19 protein-coding genes are annotated in these 16,722 nt (G+C 71.1%); 11 read left to right on the top strand and 8 right to left on the bottom strand.

What is annotated here, in order from left to right; translation table 11 throughout:
• Window positions 1–98 precede the first annotated feature (98 nt).
• The 5 genes from B5557_RS16850 to B5557_RS16830 all read right to left on the bottom strand — a co-directional run bounded on the left by B5557_RS16850 (window position 99) and on the right by B5557_RS16830 (window position 4,373).
• The gene (locus B5557_RS16850; RefSeq protein ID WP_079660232.1) at window positions 99–878 is read right to left on the bottom strand and encodes a succinate dehydrogenase iron-sulfur subunit; all 780 of its coding nucleotides are present in this window, start codon (window positions 876–878) and stop codon (window positions 99–101) included.
• The gene (sdhA, locus tag B5557_RS16845) at window positions 878–2,632 is read right to left on the bottom strand and encodes a succinate dehydrogenase flavoprotein subunit (protein ID WP_079660231.1); all 1,755 of its coding nucleotides are present in this window, start codon (window positions 2,630–2,632) and stop codon (window positions 878–880) included. Before sdhA ends, B5557_RS16850 begins: the two co-directional genes overlap by 1 nt.
• A gap of 33 nt (window positions 2,633–2,665) precedes the next feature.
• Complete coding sequence (locus B5557_RS16840) at window positions 2,666–3,148, bottom strand: succinate dehydrogenase hydrophobic membrane anchor subunit (RefSeq protein ID WP_079660229.1); 483 nt, start codon at window positions 3,146–3,148, stop codon at window positions 2,666–2,668.
• A 5-nt stretch (window positions 3,149–3,153) separates the two neighbouring features.
• Window positions 3,154–3,534 carry a succinate dehydrogenase, cytochrome b556 subunit gene (gene sdhC / locus B5557_RS16835; RefSeq protein WP_079660228.1) on the bottom strand — a complete coding sequence of 127 codons (381 nt, stop codon included), beginning with the start codon at window positions 3,532–3,534 and terminating at the stop codon, window positions 3,154–3,156.
• Between the two features lie 284 nt (window positions 3,535–3,818).
• Window positions 3,819–4,373 (bottom strand): 2-oxo-4-hydroxy-4-carboxy-5-ureidoimidazoline decarboxylase, encoded by a 555-nt coding sequence (locus tag B5557_RS16830; RefSeq protein WP_079660226.1) that lies wholly within the window; start codon window positions 4,371–4,373, stop codon window positions 3,819–3,821.
• 255 nt (window positions 4,374–4,628) lie between these two features.
• Between B5557_RS16830 and B5557_RS16825 the strand changes: the two genes are divergently transcribed.
• Both B5557_RS16825 and B5557_RS16820 read left to right on the top strand, forming a co-directional pair.
• Window positions 4,629–6,263, top strand: coding sequence for a beta-N-acetylhexosaminidase (locus tag B5557_RS16825; RefSeq protein ID WP_443031362.1), 1,635 nt, complete (start codon window positions 4,629–4,631; stop codon window positions 6,261–6,263).
• A gap of 190 nt (window positions 6,264–6,453) precedes the next feature.
• Window positions 6,454–7,038: a hypothetical protein gene (locus B5557_RS16820; RefSeq protein ID WP_079660225.1), complete on the top strand. Its 585-nt coding sequence runs from the start codon at window positions 6,454–6,456 to the stop codon at window positions 7,036–7,038.
• Here B5557_RS16820 and B5557_RS16815 read toward each other — a convergent pair.
• Window positions 7,012–7,491, bottom strand: coding sequence for a DUF1877 family protein (locus B5557_RS16815; protein WP_079660223.1), 480 nt, complete (start codon window positions 7,489–7,491; stop codon window positions 7,012–7,014). The genes B5557_RS16820 and B5557_RS16815 overlap by 27 nt on opposite strands.
• A gap of 234 nt (window positions 7,492–7,725) precedes the next feature.
• On the opposite strand from B5557_RS16815, the gene B5557_RS16810 reads away from it, so the two are divergent.
• From B5557_RS16810 to B5557_RS16780, 7 genes are all read left to right on the top strand, one after another.
• The gene (locus tag B5557_RS16810) at window positions 7,726–8,070 is read left to right on the top strand and encodes a hypothetical protein (protein WP_079660222.1); all 345 of its coding nucleotides are present in this window, start codon (window positions 7,726–7,728) and stop codon (window positions 8,068–8,070) included.
• A gap of 163 nt (window positions 8,071–8,233) precedes the next feature.
• Window positions 8,234–8,668: a hypothetical protein gene (locus B5557_RS16805; RefSeq protein ID WP_416072164.1), complete on the top strand. Its 435-nt coding sequence runs from the start codon at window positions 8,234–8,236 to the stop codon at window positions 8,666–8,668.
• 155 nt (window positions 8,669–8,823) lie between these two features.
• Window positions 8,824–9,468, top strand: coding sequence for an RNA polymerase sigma factor (locus B5557_RS16800; protein ID WP_079660221.1), 645 nt, complete (start codon window positions 8,824–8,826; stop codon window positions 9,466–9,468).
• 94 nt (window positions 9,469–9,562) lie between these two features.
• Window positions 9,563–10,426, top strand: a complete 864-nt coding sequence (locus B5557_RS43720) for a hypothetical protein (protein WP_079660220.1) — start codon at window positions 9,563–9,565, stop codon at window positions 10,424–10,426.
• A gap of 291 nt (window positions 10,427–10,717) precedes the next feature.
• The gene (locus tag B5557_RS16790; protein ID WP_079660218.1) at window positions 10,718–11,377 is read left to right on the top strand and encodes an RNA polymerase sigma factor; all 660 of its coding nucleotides are present in this window, start codon (window positions 10,718–10,720) and stop codon (window positions 11,375–11,377) included.
• Complete coding sequence (locus tag B5557_RS16785) at window positions 11,377–12,450, top strand: hypothetical protein (protein WP_079660217.1); 1,074 nt, start codon at window positions 11,377–11,379, stop codon at window positions 12,448–12,450. Before B5557_RS16790 ends, B5557_RS16785 begins: the two co-directional genes overlap by 1 nt.
• A gap of 154 nt (window positions 12,451–12,604) precedes the next feature.
• Window positions 12,605–12,904, top strand: coding sequence for a hypothetical protein (locus B5557_RS16780; RefSeq protein WP_079660215.1), 300 nt, complete (start codon window positions 12,605–12,607; stop codon window positions 12,902–12,904).
• Window positions 12,905–13,115: 211 nt separating this feature from the next.
• Here the strand turns inward: B5557_RS16780 and B5557_RS16775 are convergent, their stop codons facing one another.
• On the bottom strand, window positions 13,116–14,003 hold the full coding sequence (locus tag B5557_RS16775) for a L,D-transpeptidase family protein (RefSeq protein ID WP_079660214.1): 888 nt from the start codon (window positions 14,001–14,003) through the stop codon (window positions 13,116–13,118).
• A 185-nt stretch (window positions 14,004–14,188) separates the two neighbouring features.
• Between B5557_RS16775 and B5557_RS16770 the strand changes: the two genes are divergently transcribed.
• Window positions 14,189–15,769, top strand: a complete 1,581-nt coding sequence (locus tag B5557_RS16770) for an acyl-CoA mutase large subunit family protein (RefSeq protein WP_079660212.1) — start codon at window positions 14,189–14,191, stop codon at window positions 15,767–15,769.
• A 91-nt stretch (window positions 15,770–15,860) separates the two neighbouring features.
• Entirely contained in the window at window positions 15,861–16,436 is a 576-nt protein-coding gene (locus B5557_RS16765; protein WP_231976371.1) for a Uma2 family endonuclease, read from the top strand.
• Between the two features lie 45 nt (window positions 16,437–16,481).
• On the opposite strand, the gene B5557_RS16760 is transcribed toward B5557_RS16765, so the two are convergent.
• Complete coding sequence (locus tag B5557_RS16760) at window positions 16,482–16,697, bottom strand: hypothetical protein (RefSeq protein ID WP_143688186.1); 216 nt, start codon at window positions 16,695–16,697, stop codon at window positions 16,482–16,484.
• Window positions 16,698–16,722 lie beyond the last annotated feature (25 nt).

Genomic DNA, 16,722 nt, shown 5'->3' with positions numbered 1-16,722 from the left:
ATCACGTTCACCCGATCGTGGCGTTTGAATGCCCGAGGGCCCCGCCTCCGGTGACGAAACCGGGAAGCGGGGCCCTCGACGACGTGCCGGAGACGGAGTCAGAAACGGCGCGTGATCAGCGCTCGCTTGACCTCCTGGATCGCCTTGGTGACCTCGATGCCGCGCGGGCAGGCGTCCGTGCAGTTGAACGTGGTGCGGCAGCGCCAGACGCCGTCCTTGTCGTTCAGGATCTCGAGGCGCTGCTCGCCCGCTTCGTCACGGCTGTCGAAGATGAAGCGGTGGGCGTTCACGATGGCGGCCGGCCCGAAGTACTGGCCGTCGTTCCAGAACACCGGGCAGGACGAGGTGCAGGCCGCGCACAGGATGCACTTCGTCGTGTCGTCGAAGCGCTCGCGGTCCTCCGCCGTCTGGAGGCGTTCGCGCGTGGGCTCGTTCGTGTCCTTGGTGATCAGGAACGGCATCACGTCGCGGTACGCCTGGAAGAACGGCTCCATGTCGACGACCAGGTCCTTCAGGACCGTCAGGCCCTTGATGGGCTCGACCGTGATCGGCTTCGCGGGGTTGAGGTCCTTGATCAGCGTCTTGCACGCGAGGCGGTTCTTGCCGTTGATCCGCATCGCGTCCGAACCGCAGATCCCGTGGGCGCAGGAGCGGCGGAACGTCAGGGTGCCGTCCTGGTCCCACTTGATCTTGTGGAGGGCGTCGAGGACGCGCTCCTTCGGGTCGATCTCCAGCTGGAAGTCTTCCCACACCGCTTCCGCCGAGACCTCGGAGTTGAAGCGGCGGATACGGAAGGTGGCCGTGATGTACGGCGAGTCGGCGAAGCCGGGCTCGGGCGTGCCGGCCGCGTCCGCCTTGTCCAGGGTCGGGGTTGCCATCAGTACTTACGCTCCATCGGCTGGTAGCGGGTCTGGACGACCGGCTTGTAGTCGAGACGGATGGACTCGGCGCCGTCGTCGCCCACCTCGCGGTACGCCATGGTGTGGCGCATGAAGTTGACGTCGTCGCGGTTGGGGTAGTCCTCGCGGTAGTGACCGCCGCGGGACTCCTTGCGGGCGAGGGCGGAGACCGCCATGACCTCGGCGAGGTCCAGCAGGTTGCCGAGCTCGATGGCCTCCAGCAGGTCCGTGTTGAACCGCTTGCCCTTGTCCTGGATCGAGACGTTCTTGTAGCGCTCGCGGAGTTCCGCGATCTTCTCGACCGCCGTCTTGATCGTCTGCTCCGTGCGGAACACCATGACGTTCGCGTCCATGGTCTCCTGCAGCTCGCGGCGCAGGACCGCCACGCGCTCCGTGCCCGTCGACGACCGCAGTCGCTCCACCTGGGAGACGACGAGCTCCGCCGGGTTCTCCGGCAGCTCGACGAAGTCCGCCTTCTGGGAGTACTCGGCGGCGGCGATGCCCGCGCGCTTGCCGAACACGTTGATGTCCAGAAGGCTGTTCGTGCCCAGGCGGTTCGCGCCGTGCACCGAGACGCAGGCGACCTCGCCGGCGGCGTAGAGGCCCGGGACGACCGTGGTGTTGTCGGACAGCACCTCACCCTCGACGTTCGTCGGGATGCCGCCCATCGCGTAGTGCGCGGTGGGCTGGATCGGGATCGGGTCCGTGTACGGCTCGATGCCGAGGTAGGTGCGCGCGAACTCGGTGATGTCGGGGAGCTTCGCGTCGAGCTGCTCCGGCGGGAGGTGGGTGAGGTCCAGGTAGACGTGGTCGCCCTCGGGGCCGCAGCCGCGGCCTTCCCGGATCTCCGTGTAGATCGACCGCGAGACCACGTCCCGGGACGCGAGGTCCTTCATGACCGGCGCGTACTTCTCCATGAAGCGCTCGCCGTCCTTGTTGCGGAGGATGCCGCCCTCACCTCGGGCGCCCTCCGTCAGCAGGATGCCCATGCGCCAGATGCCGGTCGGGTGGAACTGGAAGAACTCCATGTCCTCCAGCGGCAGCCCGCGGCGGTAGACGGCGGCCTGGCCGTCGCCCGTCAGCGTGTGCGCGTTCGACGTCACCTTGAAGAACTTGCCGGTGCCGCCGGACGCGTAGATCACGGCCTTTGCCTGGAAGACGTGGATCTCACCGGTGGCGAGTTCGTAGGCGACCACACCGGCCGACCGCTTCACGCCGTCGACCTCGGTGATCAGCTGGTCCAGGACGTAGAACTCGTTGAAGAACTCCACGCCCTCTTTCACGCAGTTCTGGTACAGCGTCTGGAGGATCATGTGGCCGGTGCGGTCGGCCGCGTAGCAGGAGCGGCGGACGGGGGCCTCGCCGTGGTTGCGGCTGTGGCCGCCGAAGCGACGCTGGTCGATCGTCCCGTTGGGCGTCCGGTTGAACGGCAGGCCCATCTTCTCCAGGTCGAGGACCGAGTCGATGGCCTCCTTCGCCAGGATCTCGGCGGCGTCCTGGTCGACCAGGTAGTCACCGCCCTTGACCGTGTCGAAGGTGTGCCACTCCCAGTTGTCCTCCTCCACGTTGGCGAGCGCGGCGGCCATGCCGCCCTGCGCGGCGCCCGTGTGGGAGCGGGTGGGGTAGAGCTTGGTCAGGACCGCCGTGCGGCTGCGCTTCGTCGACTCGATGGCCGCGCGCATGCCCGCGCCGCCGGCGCCGACGATGACTGTGTCGTACTTGTGGATCTTCATGAGTGGTTCTCTCAGTCCCTCGGTCCCGTGCGCCTAGCGGATGTTCGGGTCGAAGGTGAAGATCACCAGCGTGCCCAGCAGGATGGTGAACACCGTGGCGGTGTAGAGCAGGCCCTTCAGCCACAGCCGGGTGTTCGCGCGCTCCGCGTAGTCGTTGATGACCGTACGCAGGCCGTTGGCCCCGTGCAGCATCGCGAGCCACAGCATCAGCAGATCCCAGACCTGCCAGAACGGGGAGGCCCAGCGGCCGGCCACGAAGGCGAAGCCGATCTTGGACACGCCGCCGTCCAGCACCAGCTGGATCAGCAGGTGGCCCAGGACCAGCACGACCAGCACGACGCCGGACAGCCGCATGAACAGCCACGCGGCCATCTCGAAGTTGCCCCGGGTGGACTTCGGGGTCTTCTTGGTGCGCTTGCGCGGGGCCTCGATGAGGGGCGCCGGGTTGTCGACGTTGTAGATCGAGCCGCCCTCTACGGGGCCGATCCCGGCAGCGGTGGTTTCAGTGGTGGCCATCGGTGTCAGCTCCCGAACAGTTCACGAGCGGCGTGCCCGAGGACGGGGTAGATGGCCCCGAGCATCAGCACGACCCACAGGCCCACGACGCTCCAGAGCATCTGCTTCTGGTACCGCGGGCCCTTCGACCAGAAGTCGACGGCGATGACGCGCAGACCGTTGAGGGCGTGGAAAAGGATGGCGGCGACGAGGCCGTACTCCAGCAGCCCGACGATCGGGGTCTTGTAGGTGGCTACGACCTTGTCGTAGTCCTCGGGGGAGACACGCACGAGCGCGGTGTCGAGCACGTGGACGAACAGGAAGAAGAAGATGAGGACGCCGGTGACTCGGTGAGCCACCCACGACCACATTCCTTCCCGGCCGCGGTACAGCGTTCCAGCCGGCACGGAAGAACCCTCCGGGAGCGGGGATTGGAGCCTGCCGGCTTGGGTGTCGGACGGGCCCGGCCGGGTACGGTCCACCGGCCCCCAGTATCGTAGCCAGCCGCTGGCGCTGGGCTTACAGCGGGCCTACTGGTGTGATCAAACTGGCACGCGTATGGGTGAGCGTCGACGGCATCCGGGGCGGGTTGTGCGGTTATGTGCCGGGTGCGGGTTCGTTGTGGCTGGTCGCTCCCCCACTCTCGGCTTCGCTCGAGCGGGGGACCCCCATCGCGGCGGAGCCGCGCATGTCACAGTCCCGGGCCCCTGAGGTAGCTCACCAGCCGTGCCTTTCCAAGGCGCCGGAGTTCTTCTGCCGCGACCACCCGTTCGTCCTCCGGATCGTTCGTCAAACGTGACCGGATGGCTTCCAGGACGTAGTCCAGGGCCTCGTCCGCCGGTACGCCGTCCAGGCAGATGGCGAACGCGTGTCCGAATCTCGCCTCGTATGCCGCGTGGGCCGCGTTCAGCGCCATGTGGGCCGCGCCGTACGCGTCGTCCGGGAGGGCGGGGAGGGACTCTGCCGCCAGGGCCTCCGCCAGGTCTGCCGCGGTCAGGTCGTACGCGGCCTCGTCCGACGCGGCCAGGAGGGCGTCGAGCGTCGGGTAGGGGCGGTGATCGGCGAGGCGGCGGGCCCAGCGGAGGCTGCGCAGGCAGGTGAGGAGGGCGCGGTGAGCCTCTTCGGCGGGCGCGGTGTTGAAGCCGTCCAGCACGGGTGCGGGTGAGGTCCGGATCTGCGCCGGTATGGCGAGGCGGCCGGAGAGGTGGGAAAGACGGTGCGCAGGCAGCGTGGATCCTCGCGTCACGTGTGGTGTGGCAGGGGATGCAGTGAAGGATGTGTCGCCACGTTATCCAGCGGGGTCAGTTCGTGTCCGACGGATGCCCGAATTTCACTCGAACGAGAGAGTTTCGGAAGGTGTCGTGGACACTATCGCGCGGTTTTCGGCGCGCCGGGAGCGGACGAGCGTCGTACGGTTGGCGGAGTGAGCAGGCACAGTCATCGGCGCCGTGCGCCGCAGAGGAACCCACGCCGCGCGTCACAGCGGACGCCGCAGCAGCGGGTGGTGCTGCGGGCGCTGACGGCGGGCGGGTTGGTCGTCGCGCTCGGGGCCGGGGTGGGGGTGTGGGCTTCGTCGGGGAACAGCGGCGGGGCGCCCGCCGGGTCGGCCACCTCCCAGCAGGCCGCCGCCGGGACCTCCGCGGGGACCTCCACCGGTGAGGGCGTCGATGTCGCCGCACCGGCCGCGAGCCCGACGCCCACCCGTTCGTACCCCCTGTCGACGACCCCCCGTACCATCCCCGCCGTCCGCTCCCACACCCCGGCGCGCGGTCCTGGCTGGCGTCCGGGGGTCGGGCACCGGGTGGTGGTGAGCGACGCCGATCTCGCCGACGAGGGGCGGCTCGTCGCCGGTGAGCTGGGGCTGACGTACGCCGGGGAGAAGAACGACGTCCGCGCCGGCGACCTGCGGCTGGCGCTGAACGACGACGAGGGCGCGAACCCGGAGTCGTACACCATGACCGTGCGCGGCGGGCGGGTCACCATCAGCGGGCCCTCCGACGCCGGTGTCTTCTACGGCACCCGCACCCTCAAGCAGGAGGTGCACGGCGGTGGTACGGCGTCGGAGGGCGTCGTCCGCGACCGGCCGGCCAAGCCACAGCGCGGCTTCACCCTGGACATCGCCCGCAAGTACTTCAGCCCCGCCTGGATCGAGGACCGGATCCGTGAGCTCGGCGATCTGAAGTTCAACCAGCTCGGGCTGCACTTCTCCGACGACCAGTCCTTCCGGATCGAGTCCGACACCCACCCGGAGATCGTCGCCCGGCAGCACCTCACCAAGGCCGAGGTGAGGGAGATCGTCGGCCTCGCCGCGAGCCGGCACATCACCGTCGTGCCCGAGATCGACTCGCCGGGGCACCTGGGCGCCGTCCTCGCCGCCCACCCCGAGCTGCAGTTGCGCAATGTGAACGGGGTGGCGACCCGCGGGGCGATCGACATCTCCAAGGACGCCTCCGCGAAGCTCCTCGACGACCTGCTGAACGAGTACGCCGGTCTGTTCCCCGGCGCCTACTGGCATCTCGGCGGCGACGAGTACCAGGCCCTGACGAAGTCGAACCCGGAGGCCTCCTACCCGCAGCTCGCCTCCGCCGCGGCGGCCCGGTACGGCGCCGGCGCGACCGTCGCCGACCTCACCACCGGCTGGCTGAACGACCGCGCCGACACCGTCCGCGCCCACGACCGCACCATGCGGGTGTGGAACGACGGGTTCTTCCGGGGGACGTCGGTCAAGCCGGCCTCCGATCTCGTGGTCGCGTACTGGACCGGCAAGGAGATCGGGGCGCGCAAGCCGGTGGAGTACCTGAGCGCGGGACGCAAGGTGCTCAACTACAACGACGAGTACCTGTACTACGTCCTCGGGCAGCCGCAGACCTTCGTCTACCCGACCGGGCAGCGCATATACGAGCAGTGGACCCCGCGCGTCCTGCGCGGTACGACGCCGGTGGCCGCGCGGTACGACGCCCAGATACTCGGCGGTTCCTTCTCGGTGTGGTGCGACCTCGCCAACTCGCAGACGCAGGCCCAGGTCGCGGCGGGCATACGGATGCCGCTGCGGGCGACCTCGCAGAAGCTGTGGGACGCGAGGACGCCGGCGCTGACCTGGACGCAGTTCAGGGCCCTGGCGAACCGGCTGGGCTGAGGCAGCCGCCGGCTCACGGTGCTGTCGGCACTGTGGGTGCTGTGGGTGCTGTCGGGGCGTTGGCTGAAACGCGTTCCTCCGGGTCCCCCTCCTGTCCCCCTGGTCCCTCCTGTGACACTCCTGCCCCGTCGCACGCAGTAAGGGGAAGTGCGGGCTCCGTAAGGTAGGCGCCCTGGCGAGGGAGGCGTGGATGAGCCTGGTGGAACTGATCGCTCAGGCCGACGAACGCGGACTGGCTACCAGCGGGTTGGCTTGTTTGGATCGGTGCATGCCCCTGCTGGGGGGTGACGACGACATCCTGCGCCCCCTGTGGGGCAACCTCACCGAGGCCTCCGACGGCGCAGACTGGGGCGAGCTCCTGGAACAGGTGCGCGGCAAGCTGGAGTCCGGCGACGCGACGGAGGGCGACGGCGGCGTGGAGCAGGGCGGCGGGGACGAGGCCGTGCTCCTGGTCCGCCGGATGCTGGCCGGAGCCCCGGCCGACCGCTTCGCCGGCGAGGTGCGGCTCTGGGCCGACGCCTGCTCCGTCGCCTCCCTTCAGATCCACCGCCTCCTCGACCCGGCCGAGGACGCCGCCCCGGTCGACTCCCGCCGCGAGGGCCGTACGGGGGGCATGTCGCCCCTCGTCGCCGCCGAACTGCGTCGTCAGGTCACCGTGCTGGAAGTCCTGGCCGGCCATGGCGCGGGCGGACTGCGCCGCGCGCTGGAGGTGTCCATCGAGGGCCGCCGGGTGCTGCGCGCGGTGGTGTCACGGCGGGCCCGGGGACGCAGGTGAACAATCGGACATGTCCCCCAGCCATTTGACGACCGCGTCCCGGTGCCGGGCGGTCGCGGCGTAGAAGTCCGTCAGGTCCCGGTGCGCCGAGGCGAACGCGGCCCGGGTGCGGGTCTCCTCGGCGGTGCCGCCGTAGCGGGGCAGGAGTTCGGCACGGGCGGGCCGCCACAGGTCGTCGAAGTCGCTCTCCGTCAGGAAGGCGGCGACCCGGGCCGTCTGGGCGACGGTCAGCAGCACGAACGGCGGCTCCTGCGAACGGGCCGGGTACACGCGCTCACCGCCGAGCACCACGTGGGTGTCGGTGTAGAGCACCTGGTGGTCGCCGTAACGGCCGTCCAGGGCCGATGCGCAGTTCAGGTGGTCATGGTCTTCGTCGAACAGCTTCCGCAGCCAGGTCGCGCTGTTGCGCAGGGCCGAAGGGGGCACGGCGCGGAGCCGGAGGTACGCGCTCATCACTCAAGGAGCGCGCGGGGGCGCGGAATCATCACTGCTGTGCGCGATCTGCGGTGGAGGCGGGGTGGTCCTGCACCGGTCTCGGGGAGGGGCCGGATTCGCGTGACGGATCACGGCCGGGCGCCGCTCCTTATCTATGTGACGTGGACAACTCAAGCGACCCAGGCGGCGCACGCGGGTCAGGGACCTCAGCACGCACGACAGTCGGGCCGGCCCTCCGCCGCCGTGAAACCGGTGCGCTGGGCGGCGGAGGCGGTGGCCGCCGCGCGGGAGGGCGTGCGCGAGCATCTCGACTTCTCCGCGCAGAGTCTGTGGCGCGTCGACCGGCTGATCGAGGAGCTGCGCCGAGCGGGCACGGAGCCCCCGGCCGCGGAGAACCTGCTGCGCGGCTTCGGGGCGTACGCCGGTGAGGTGATCGTCCGGCAGACCGGCGCCGAGTGGTGGGCGGCCGGCGGCGACCACTGGGTCCGCACCCCCGACGGACGCCTGTGGGAGCCCCTCGACGAGGCCCGCCGCTGCCTCGGCGGCCACGGCTCCCTGCGGCTGCTGTGCCGGGACGCGACGCGGGGGCGGCGCTAGCCGGGGACGGCACCTGTGCGGCGGACCGCAGGGGCTGCCCGTGCTGGTCAGTGGCCGTGTGACAAGTGACACCTCTGTGACCCGTGATGTTCGGGGGTGCCGGTCCGCTGGGACAGCGGGGAGCCGATCCGGTTTCCCGGACCGAGTGGAGGGGTGGGGACCCATGAGCAGCGGGGTGGATGCGGGCACGCCGGACGCGCGGGGGATGCGGGGGTGTGCCACGGGGTTCGTCGCACGGGTCACCGCCCGGCAGCGGCTGCCGCTCGACTACTCCGTCGCCAGTCTGCGGGTCGTCGACTTCCTCGTCGACGGGGTGCGCAAGGGCGGCGCCGACCGGGAGCGGGCCCACGACACGCTCGTCGGGCTCGGGGCGTACGTCGGCGAGGTGCTGGTGCGGCGGGCCGGCGGGGTGTGGGTGGATCTCGACGGCGACCAGCGTGCCTGGTTCGGACAGGCGGTCGGGGTGCGCATGCCGGACGGGCGGGTGTGGAACCCGCTCGGGAAGGTCGTCAACCGGTTCGAGACCGGGAGTCCGGAGGAATCCCTGCGGACCTTCTATCTGACCCTCCATGGGCGCGCCCGGCGGGCGGCGGCCTGACCGTGGAGGCGTCTGCCGCATCCGTCACTTCCGTGCGCTGTGACACTTCTGTGCGGCCGGACGCTGATGACCGTGGGGGCGTGGCCGCGTCCGGACCGGGTGTCCGGCGGGACGGTCGTGCGCCCGCAACGGACTCCGTACGAACGAGGACAGTCTTGGGCCAGGGAGGGGAACCCCGGCGCGCGCACGCGTACGACGGGGAACTGGGCGCGGCCGTGGCACGGGCCCAGGACGGCGACGAGACCGCGTTCGCCGTCGCGTACCGGATCGTGCAGCCCGGACTGCTCGGCTACCTGCGCGGCATCGTCGGCGACGACGCCGAGGACGTGGCCTCCGACGCCTGGCTGGAGATCTCCCGTGACCTGGGAAGGTTCCGCGGCGACGGCGCCGGTTTCCGGGGCTGGACCGCGACCATCGCCCGGCATCGGGCCCTCGACCACCTGCGTCGGCTGCGGGTGAGGCCCCGGTCGGCGGTGCTGGACCAGGACGTCGTCCTCGACCTGCCCGGGCCGCACAGCACCCACGACCAGGCGCTGGAGTCACTGTCCACCTCGCACGCCCTGGAGCTGGTCCGCGGGCTGCCGCAGGACCAGGCGGAGGCCGTGCTGCTGCGGGTCGTCGTAGGGCTGGACGGACCCGCCGCGGCCCGCGTGCTCGGCAAGCGGCCCGGCGCGGTGCGTACGGCCGCGCACCGCGGTCTGAAGCGACTGGCCCGCCAGCTGGGCGTCGCCGACGCGCACGGCGAGAGCGGCACAGGTGTGACGGATGGCGGGCCCCGGACGCTGGGGGAGTCGACGTGAACGGCGACGGCCGCGGACCGTATGGATCACTGGTGGGCGTGGCCACCCGGTGGCACGGCCCGATCGGACGGATGGGACAGAGGCGGAAACGAACATGGGTGAACGGCTGAACGACGGCGCGGGCCTCGGCCGTCGGCGCGCGCACCCTGACGACGCCGTCGCCGACCTGGCGGGGCTGGAGGCGCTGCTCGCCCACGCCCTGCGCGAGCCCGACGGCCCTCCGAACACGAGCACGAGCACGGGCACGGGCACTGGCACGGGCACTGGCACGGGCATCGGTATGGGCACGGGCATGGCCGGGGGCAGCGAGGGTGAGCTGCGGGCCGTCGCCGCGTTCCGGGCCGCCCGGGACTCCGGCGCGCACCGGGCGCGTCCCCGGCGCCGCGACGACTGGCGGTCCCGGCCCGTCCGGCGGCACACCGCCCGCTCGCTGCGGGTCACGCTCTCCGCGCTGATCGCCGCCCTCGCGCTGGGCGGGGTCGCGTACGCCGCGATCGGCTCCGTCACGGACGGCGGCGACGACGGCGCGGGGCACCCGGAGCGGTCGGCGAGCGCGCCGTCCGGTCGGTCCGACACGCCGTCCGGCGCCCCGTCCGCCACGGACGGCGCCGAGCGGGACCGTCCCGCGAACGCCAAGGACACCGAGGCCCACTGCCGCGCCTACGAGAAGGTCCAGGGACGGGGCCAGGCGATGGACTCCACTGCCTGGCAGCGGCTTGTGACGGCGGCGGGCGGCGAGCAGAACGTCGCCGCGTACTGCGCGGCCCACGGTCAGCAGAAGGCCGAGAAGGCGCCGAAGGCGGAGAAGAGCCCCAAGGCGGAGAAGAGCCCCAAGGCGGAGAAGACGCCGAAGGCCGAGACGAGCCCCAGGGCCGACAAGAGCCCCAAGGCGGAGAAGACCGTGACGCCCGAGAAGGCCGCGAACCCCGGGAAGACCAAGCCCGCGAACGGCGGATGACCCGTTGCCGCCGAGGCAACGGCCGGGGCCGCCACCCCCCACAGGAGAGGCCCCGGCCGTCGCGCGGCACGGGCCGCGCGGCGGCCCGTACTCCCTACAGCGCCGAGAGTGCGTTTTCTGTCACACCCCGGGCACACCCCCTCGCGTCACGAGTCAGTTGCATGTTCTACGGTCGTGGACGTGCGGCGGTTTCAGGTCGTAACGTGCCTTTCGCGCCGGACGGCCAAGCGGCAGACCACCGCAACGACCTGCGGTCCACGGACCGCGAACCATCGACCGAGGAACCACGACGTGGGGGACGACGCGGAGCTGACAGCCGCGGTGCTCGCGGCACAGAACGGGGACGAGAGCGCGTTCCGGACTGTGTACCGCACGGTGCACCCGCGGTTGCTCGGGTACGTGCGCACACTCGTCGGCGACCTCGACGCCGAGGACGTCACCTCCGAGGCGTGGCTGCAGATCGCGCGTGACCTGGAGCGGTTCAGCGGCGACGCGGACCGCTTCCGCGGCTGGGCCGCCCGGATCGCCCGCAACCGAGCCCTGGACCACATACGCATGCGGGGACGGCGTCCCGCGATCGGCGGCGACGAGACCGAGCTGACCGGCAGGGCCGGCGAGTCCGACACCGCGGGCGAGGCCATCGAGGCGCTCGCCACCGGCCGCACCCTCGGCCTCATCGCCCGGCTGCCGCAGGACCAGGCCGAGGCCGTCGTCCTGCGGGTCGTCATGGGCCTGGACGCCAAGACGGCCGCCGAGACGCTCGGCAAACGGCCCGGCGCGATACGCACGGCCGCGCACCGCGGTCTGAAGAAGCTCGCCGAACTGCTCGGCGACGATGCGGAGACGGCGGGCGCGCTCGACGCACTGCCGCCCCAGCGTGGAACGCGCTCGCGCGCGGTGACGTCCGCCAGTGTGACGCAAGTGCGCACGCGGACGCAGAAGGACATGTGATGGCCGACAAGCAGGACAGGTGGCTCGACCGCGAAACGGCGGAGCGTCTGCTGCGCGGTGAGTCACCCGGCCACGGTCTCGAAGGCCCGGCCAAGGAGCAGGCCGAACGCCTCGCGAGGACGCTGGCCGCGTTGTCCGCGCCGGCCGCCGAGCCCCTGCCCGCCGACGAGGAACTCCCCGGTGAGGCAGCGGCCCTGGCCGCCTTCCGCAAGACCCACGCGGACCGCGCCGACCTCGCCCGGGGCGCCACCGCCGGACTCGCGGGTGAGGCCGGTGGGGCCGGTGAGGCGCACGCGGTCGACGTGGGGCTGGTGCGCATCGTGGGCGGTGTCCGCGAGGCCGGTCGCCGTCCCCGCCGGATCCGGCCCGCACGGCTGGGACTGGCCGCGGCGCTGGCCGTCGGGGTGCTCGGCGGGGTCGCGGTCGGGACCGGCGTCCTGCCGTCCCCGTTCGACGGCGCGGAACCGGCGCATCCCTCCGTCTCGGCGCCCGCGCTCCCCGAACGCCCGCTCGTCTCCCCCTCCCCGGACGCCTCGGGCGGCGCCGCGCCGTCGACGACCCCGGAGGGCGGCACGGGCGGTCCCGGAGGCACCGGCGGCGAGGCCGGCAAGGGCGCCGGGAACGGCACCGCGGACGACGACGCCACCGCCGCCCCGGACCTGCGCGGCGTCTGGCCGGGCGGCGTGACCTCGTCCTGCCGCGACCTGAGCACCGGCAAGACCCTGGACGCCGGCCGCCGGCGGACCCTGGAGAACCTGGCGGGCGGCTCGAAGCGCGTGCCGACGTTCTGCGCGGGCGTCCTCGACCACGCCGCCGGCGGAAACCCCCGTGGCGACGCCCGCGCGGGAAGCGGCACCGCCGGCCGGGACTCCGGACAGGGCCAGGGGGACCGCGACGGCCTGAGCGGATCGACCCGCGGGAGCGGAACGGACGACAAGTCCGGCCGGGGCGGCGGCACTTCCGATGACGATGATGACGGCGGCCACAGAGGCGGCCGCCGCGGTCACGACCACGCAGGCGGCAGCCACGGTGGGGGCCACGGCGGCGGCCGCAACGGTCACGGTCACGGCTGAAACGACCATCGTCAGGACGGCGGCTCCGGCACGCCGATCAGCTGATCCATGACGCCGCGCCGCCCGCGGCCCGGTGCCGGATTGCGGGCCGCCGGGACCTCGGGAACCATCGGAAAGTGCAAGGTCCTATCCCATCGCACCAAGGAGAGCCGTCATGGGAGAAGAGACCGAAGTGACGCCCACGATCGATGAACTCGCCGCGGACTCCATCGACTTGGCGGAGATCCTGTCCTCCGACGGGGCATCGTCCACCGGTGACGTCCAGATGTTCCCGTTCCCCTTCTGTATCCGCTACAACGGTCGCCCGCAGGAGTCCAGGATCATCCACGCTCCCGACCTCAACGGGGCCGTCATCACCGTCAACCAGCTCGTGAGCATCGCCAACCGGGAGGCCTCGCGGAAGGGTTTCCCGGCGCTCTTCTCCTCCACGAGCGGCAGCTGCCCCGACGAGTGAGCCCCCGCCACACCACGGCTGACCTGCGATTTCGTAGATCGCAGAAGTTTTTTCGCGCGGGGTGTGACGTTTTTGGCGGCCGGAGCGCAGTAACAAGTGAGCCGACTGGTCATCGGCCCTTGCACTGAGCCGGGGTTCCCCCCGTACCTTCGGCTCGTGCGCTCGGCGCGGGCGGGACACGTTCCCCCGGTCCCGCTCGCGCCCCCAACGCCTACCAGGACACGACGACCTTGTCGCCGTTCCTCACCTGCGCGAAGAGGTCCGCGATGGCCGCCTCGTCCCGGACGTTGACGCAGCCGTGCGAGGCGCCGGCGTAACCGCGGGCCGCGAAGTCGGCCGAGTAGTGCACCGCCTGCCCGCCGCTGAAGAACATCGCGTACGGCATCGGCGAGTGGTAGAGCGTGGACACATGGTCGCGGGACTTCCAGTAGACGTGGAACACACCCTCGCGGGTGGGCGTGTACTGCGAGCCGAAGCGGACCGACACCGTCGACTCGGTCCGGCCGTCGATCATCCAGCGCAGGGTGCGGGTCGTCTTGTCGATGCACAGCACCCGCCCGGTCAGACAGCGGGGATCGGGCGCGGCGGCCGGCTGACCGCCCATCAGATACAGCTCCCACTGGCCCGGCTCCCGTGTCATGCCCAGCAGCCGCTGCCAGGTGACGGTGTCCGTCTTCCCGGTCCTCGGCAGCCCGCGCTTGCCCTGGAAGCCCTTCACCGCCTCCTCGGTACGGTCGTCGTACGTGCCCGTGGGGCCGTCGTAGAGCCAGGCGACCTGCCGTAGCCGGGCCTGGAGTTCGCGCACCGCGCGCCCGGTGTCGCCGGGCGACCACAGCACGGCGGGGGGTGGGGCGCTGGTGGCCGGGCCGCTCGGCTTGTCGTCGGCGGTCGTCCCGGCCGGGGTCGAGGGCCGGGGCGAGGGGGGTGGCGTCCGGCCGGCGTCGGCGGGGACGGGCGAGCGCACGCCCCCGTCCGAGCCCCCGTCCGCACCCCTGCCCGTGCCGGTGTCCGTCTTCGGGGTCTGCACGCTACAGCCGCCGCACACCGTCACCAGGGCCGCCGCGGCGGCCAGGACGGCGATCGATCTCCGCATCCGCATGCCTGGAATGTTCCCCCCGGATGACGCCTCGCGAACGGACCGGCATGGTTGTGACCGGGACCGCAATCACTCTGTGAGGAAGCTCCCAGCGTGCTCCCCTCCACCGGGTGCACGCACGCCGATACAGTCCGTCGAAGGGTCGGACTGTACTGACGGGTAATTGCTCAGCGGGAGGCATCACACCAATGGCGCGTGAGTCGGAGTCCGGACTCCCCATCGAACCGGTCTACGGGCCCGAGGACCTGGCGGGCTGGGACCCGGCCGAGAAGCTGGGCGAGCCCGGCGCGTACCCCTTCACCCGGGGCGTCTACCCGTCGATGTACACCGGCCGCCCCTGGACGATGCGCCAGTACGCGGGCTTCGGCACGGCGGTGGAGTCCAACGCCCGCTACAAGCAGCTGATCGCCAACGGCACGATGGGCCTGTCGGTCGCCTTCGACCTGCCCACCCAGATGGGCCACGACTCCGACGCGCCGATCGCCTCCGGCGAGGTCGGCAAGGTCGGCGTGGCGATCGACTCGATCGACGACATGCGGGTGCTGTTCGGCGGGATCCCGCTGGACAAGGTGTCGACGTCGATGACGATCAACGCCCCCGCGGCCCTGCTGCTGCTCATGTACCAGCTGGTCGGCGAGGAGCAGGGCGTCCCGGCCGACCGGCTCACGGGCACGATCCAGAACGACGTCCTGAAGGAGTACATCGCGCGCGGGACGTACATCTTCCCGCCGAAGCCCTCGCTGCGCCTCATCGCCGACATCTTCAAGTACTGCAAGGCCGAGATCCCGAAGTGGAACACGATCTCGATCTCCGGCTACCACATGGCGGAGGCGGGCGCGTCCCCGGCGCAGGAGATCGCCTTCACGCTCGCGGACGGCATCGAGTACGTCCGTACGGCGGTGGCCGCTGGGATGGACGTCGACGACTTCGCCCCGCGGCTGTCCTTCTTCTTCGTGGCGCGTACGACGATCCTCGAAGAGGTCGCGAAGTTCCGTGCCGCGCGCCGGATCTGGGCGCGGGTGATGAAGGACGAGTTCGGCGCGAAGAACCCCAAGTCGCTGATGCTGCGGTTCCACACGCAGACGGCGGGCGTCCAGCTGACGGCCCAGCAGCCGGAGGTGAACCTGGTGCGGGTCGCCGTCCAGGGCCTCGCGGCGGTCCTCGGCGGCACCCAGTCCCTGCACACGAACTCCTTCGACGAGGCGATCGCGCTGCCCACGGACAAGAGCGCGCGCCTCGCCCTGCGCACCCAGCAGGTGCTCGCCTACGAGACGGACGTGACGGCGACCGTCGACCCCTTCGCCGGGTCGTACGTCGTGGAGAAGATGACCGACGACGTCGAGACGGCGGCTGTCGAGCTCATGCGGAAGGTCGAGGACCTCGGTGGCGCGGTCGCCGCCATCGAGCACGGCTTCCAGAAGTCCGAGATCGAGCGCTCCGCCTACCGGATCGCCCAGGAGACCGACTCGGGCGAGCGGGTCGTCGTCGGCGTCAACCGCTACCAGCTCGACGCCGAGGAGCCCTACGAGCCGCTCCGCGTCGACCCGGCCATCGAGGCCCAGCAGGCGGACCGGCTCGCGAAGCTGCGCGCCGAACGCGACCAGGCCGCGGTGGACTCGGCCCTGGACGCCCTGAAGAAGGCGGCGGAGGGCGAGGACAATGTCCTCTACCCGATGAAGGACGCGCTGCGCGCCCGGGCGACGGTGGGCGAGGTGTGCAACGCCCTCCGGGAGGTCTGGGGGACTTACGTGCCGTCGGATGCCTTCTGAGCTGGGCGATTCCATCGAATGGGTGATCGGGGGTGGATTCTGTCCGCCCCCGGTTACGCTCGTGGAGAGTGGGCCCGAGATGGAGGATGCCGTGGCCGTACTGCAACACGAGCTGACGTTGAGCGAAGCCGCCGACCAGCTTTCCCGTGCACTGCCTGGGCACCGCGTGGAGATTCTCCAGGGGAGGCTCACTGTGACACCGCCGCCGGACGGCTCGCACGGGTTGTCGCTGACGAAACTGAGTAGGGCATTCGAGCGCGCAGGCATCGAGGGAAGCGGCGCCGAATGGGTCCAGGGCCTCGGCCTTTGGCTGCCGGCGTTGCCCGAGGACTTCGCGATCCCTGACCTTTCCGTCGTCGACGAGGACTTCCGCGACGCCCACATCACGAAGAATTACTACGCCCCGAAAGTCTTCCGCCTCGTCGTCGAGGTGACCTCCTCCAACTGGTCCGACGACCTCCATGTCAAGGTCGAGTGCTATGCCCAGGCAGGCATCCCCGCCTACCTCATCGCTGATCGCAAGCACGGCGAGGTACTCCTCTACGCGGACCCGGCCGACGGCAAGTATCCCGACCCTCAGCGCTTCAAGCGGGGCCAGAGCGTGCCCGTTCCGGAGTTCGTGGGCGTTCACGTCGAACTTTCCGTGGACACCCTCCTCGACGGCTGACTGCCCTGAGTCTCAGGCGCCGACCCGCGCCCGGTACTCCTTCGCTCACCTCTCCTCCCAACGGCCGAAGCCGTCGAAGAAGCTCTGCTCACTCTCCCCGCGTCCCCGGTCCCGCCACCGGAGGAACGCCCAGGCCACACCCGCGAGCACACACGCCGTGACGGCCATCACCGCCAGCCCGGTCAGCACCAGTGCCGCCATGCCCTTCGCGAGGAGCCCCGGGATGTGCTCCTCGCCACAGCCGAACGTCATGGTCTCCATGGGGGCACCGTGCCCGCCGTACACC

Origin of the sequence: Streptomyces sp. 3214.6, from assembly GCF_900129855.1 — a bacterium.
Taxonomy (GTDB): domain Bacteria; phylum Actinomycetota; class Actinomycetes; order Streptomycetales; family Streptomycetaceae; genus Streptomyces; species Streptomyces soliscabiei.
Note: the sequence above shows the minus strand (reverse complement) of the source record. Positions and strands in the feature narration are given on the sequence as shown.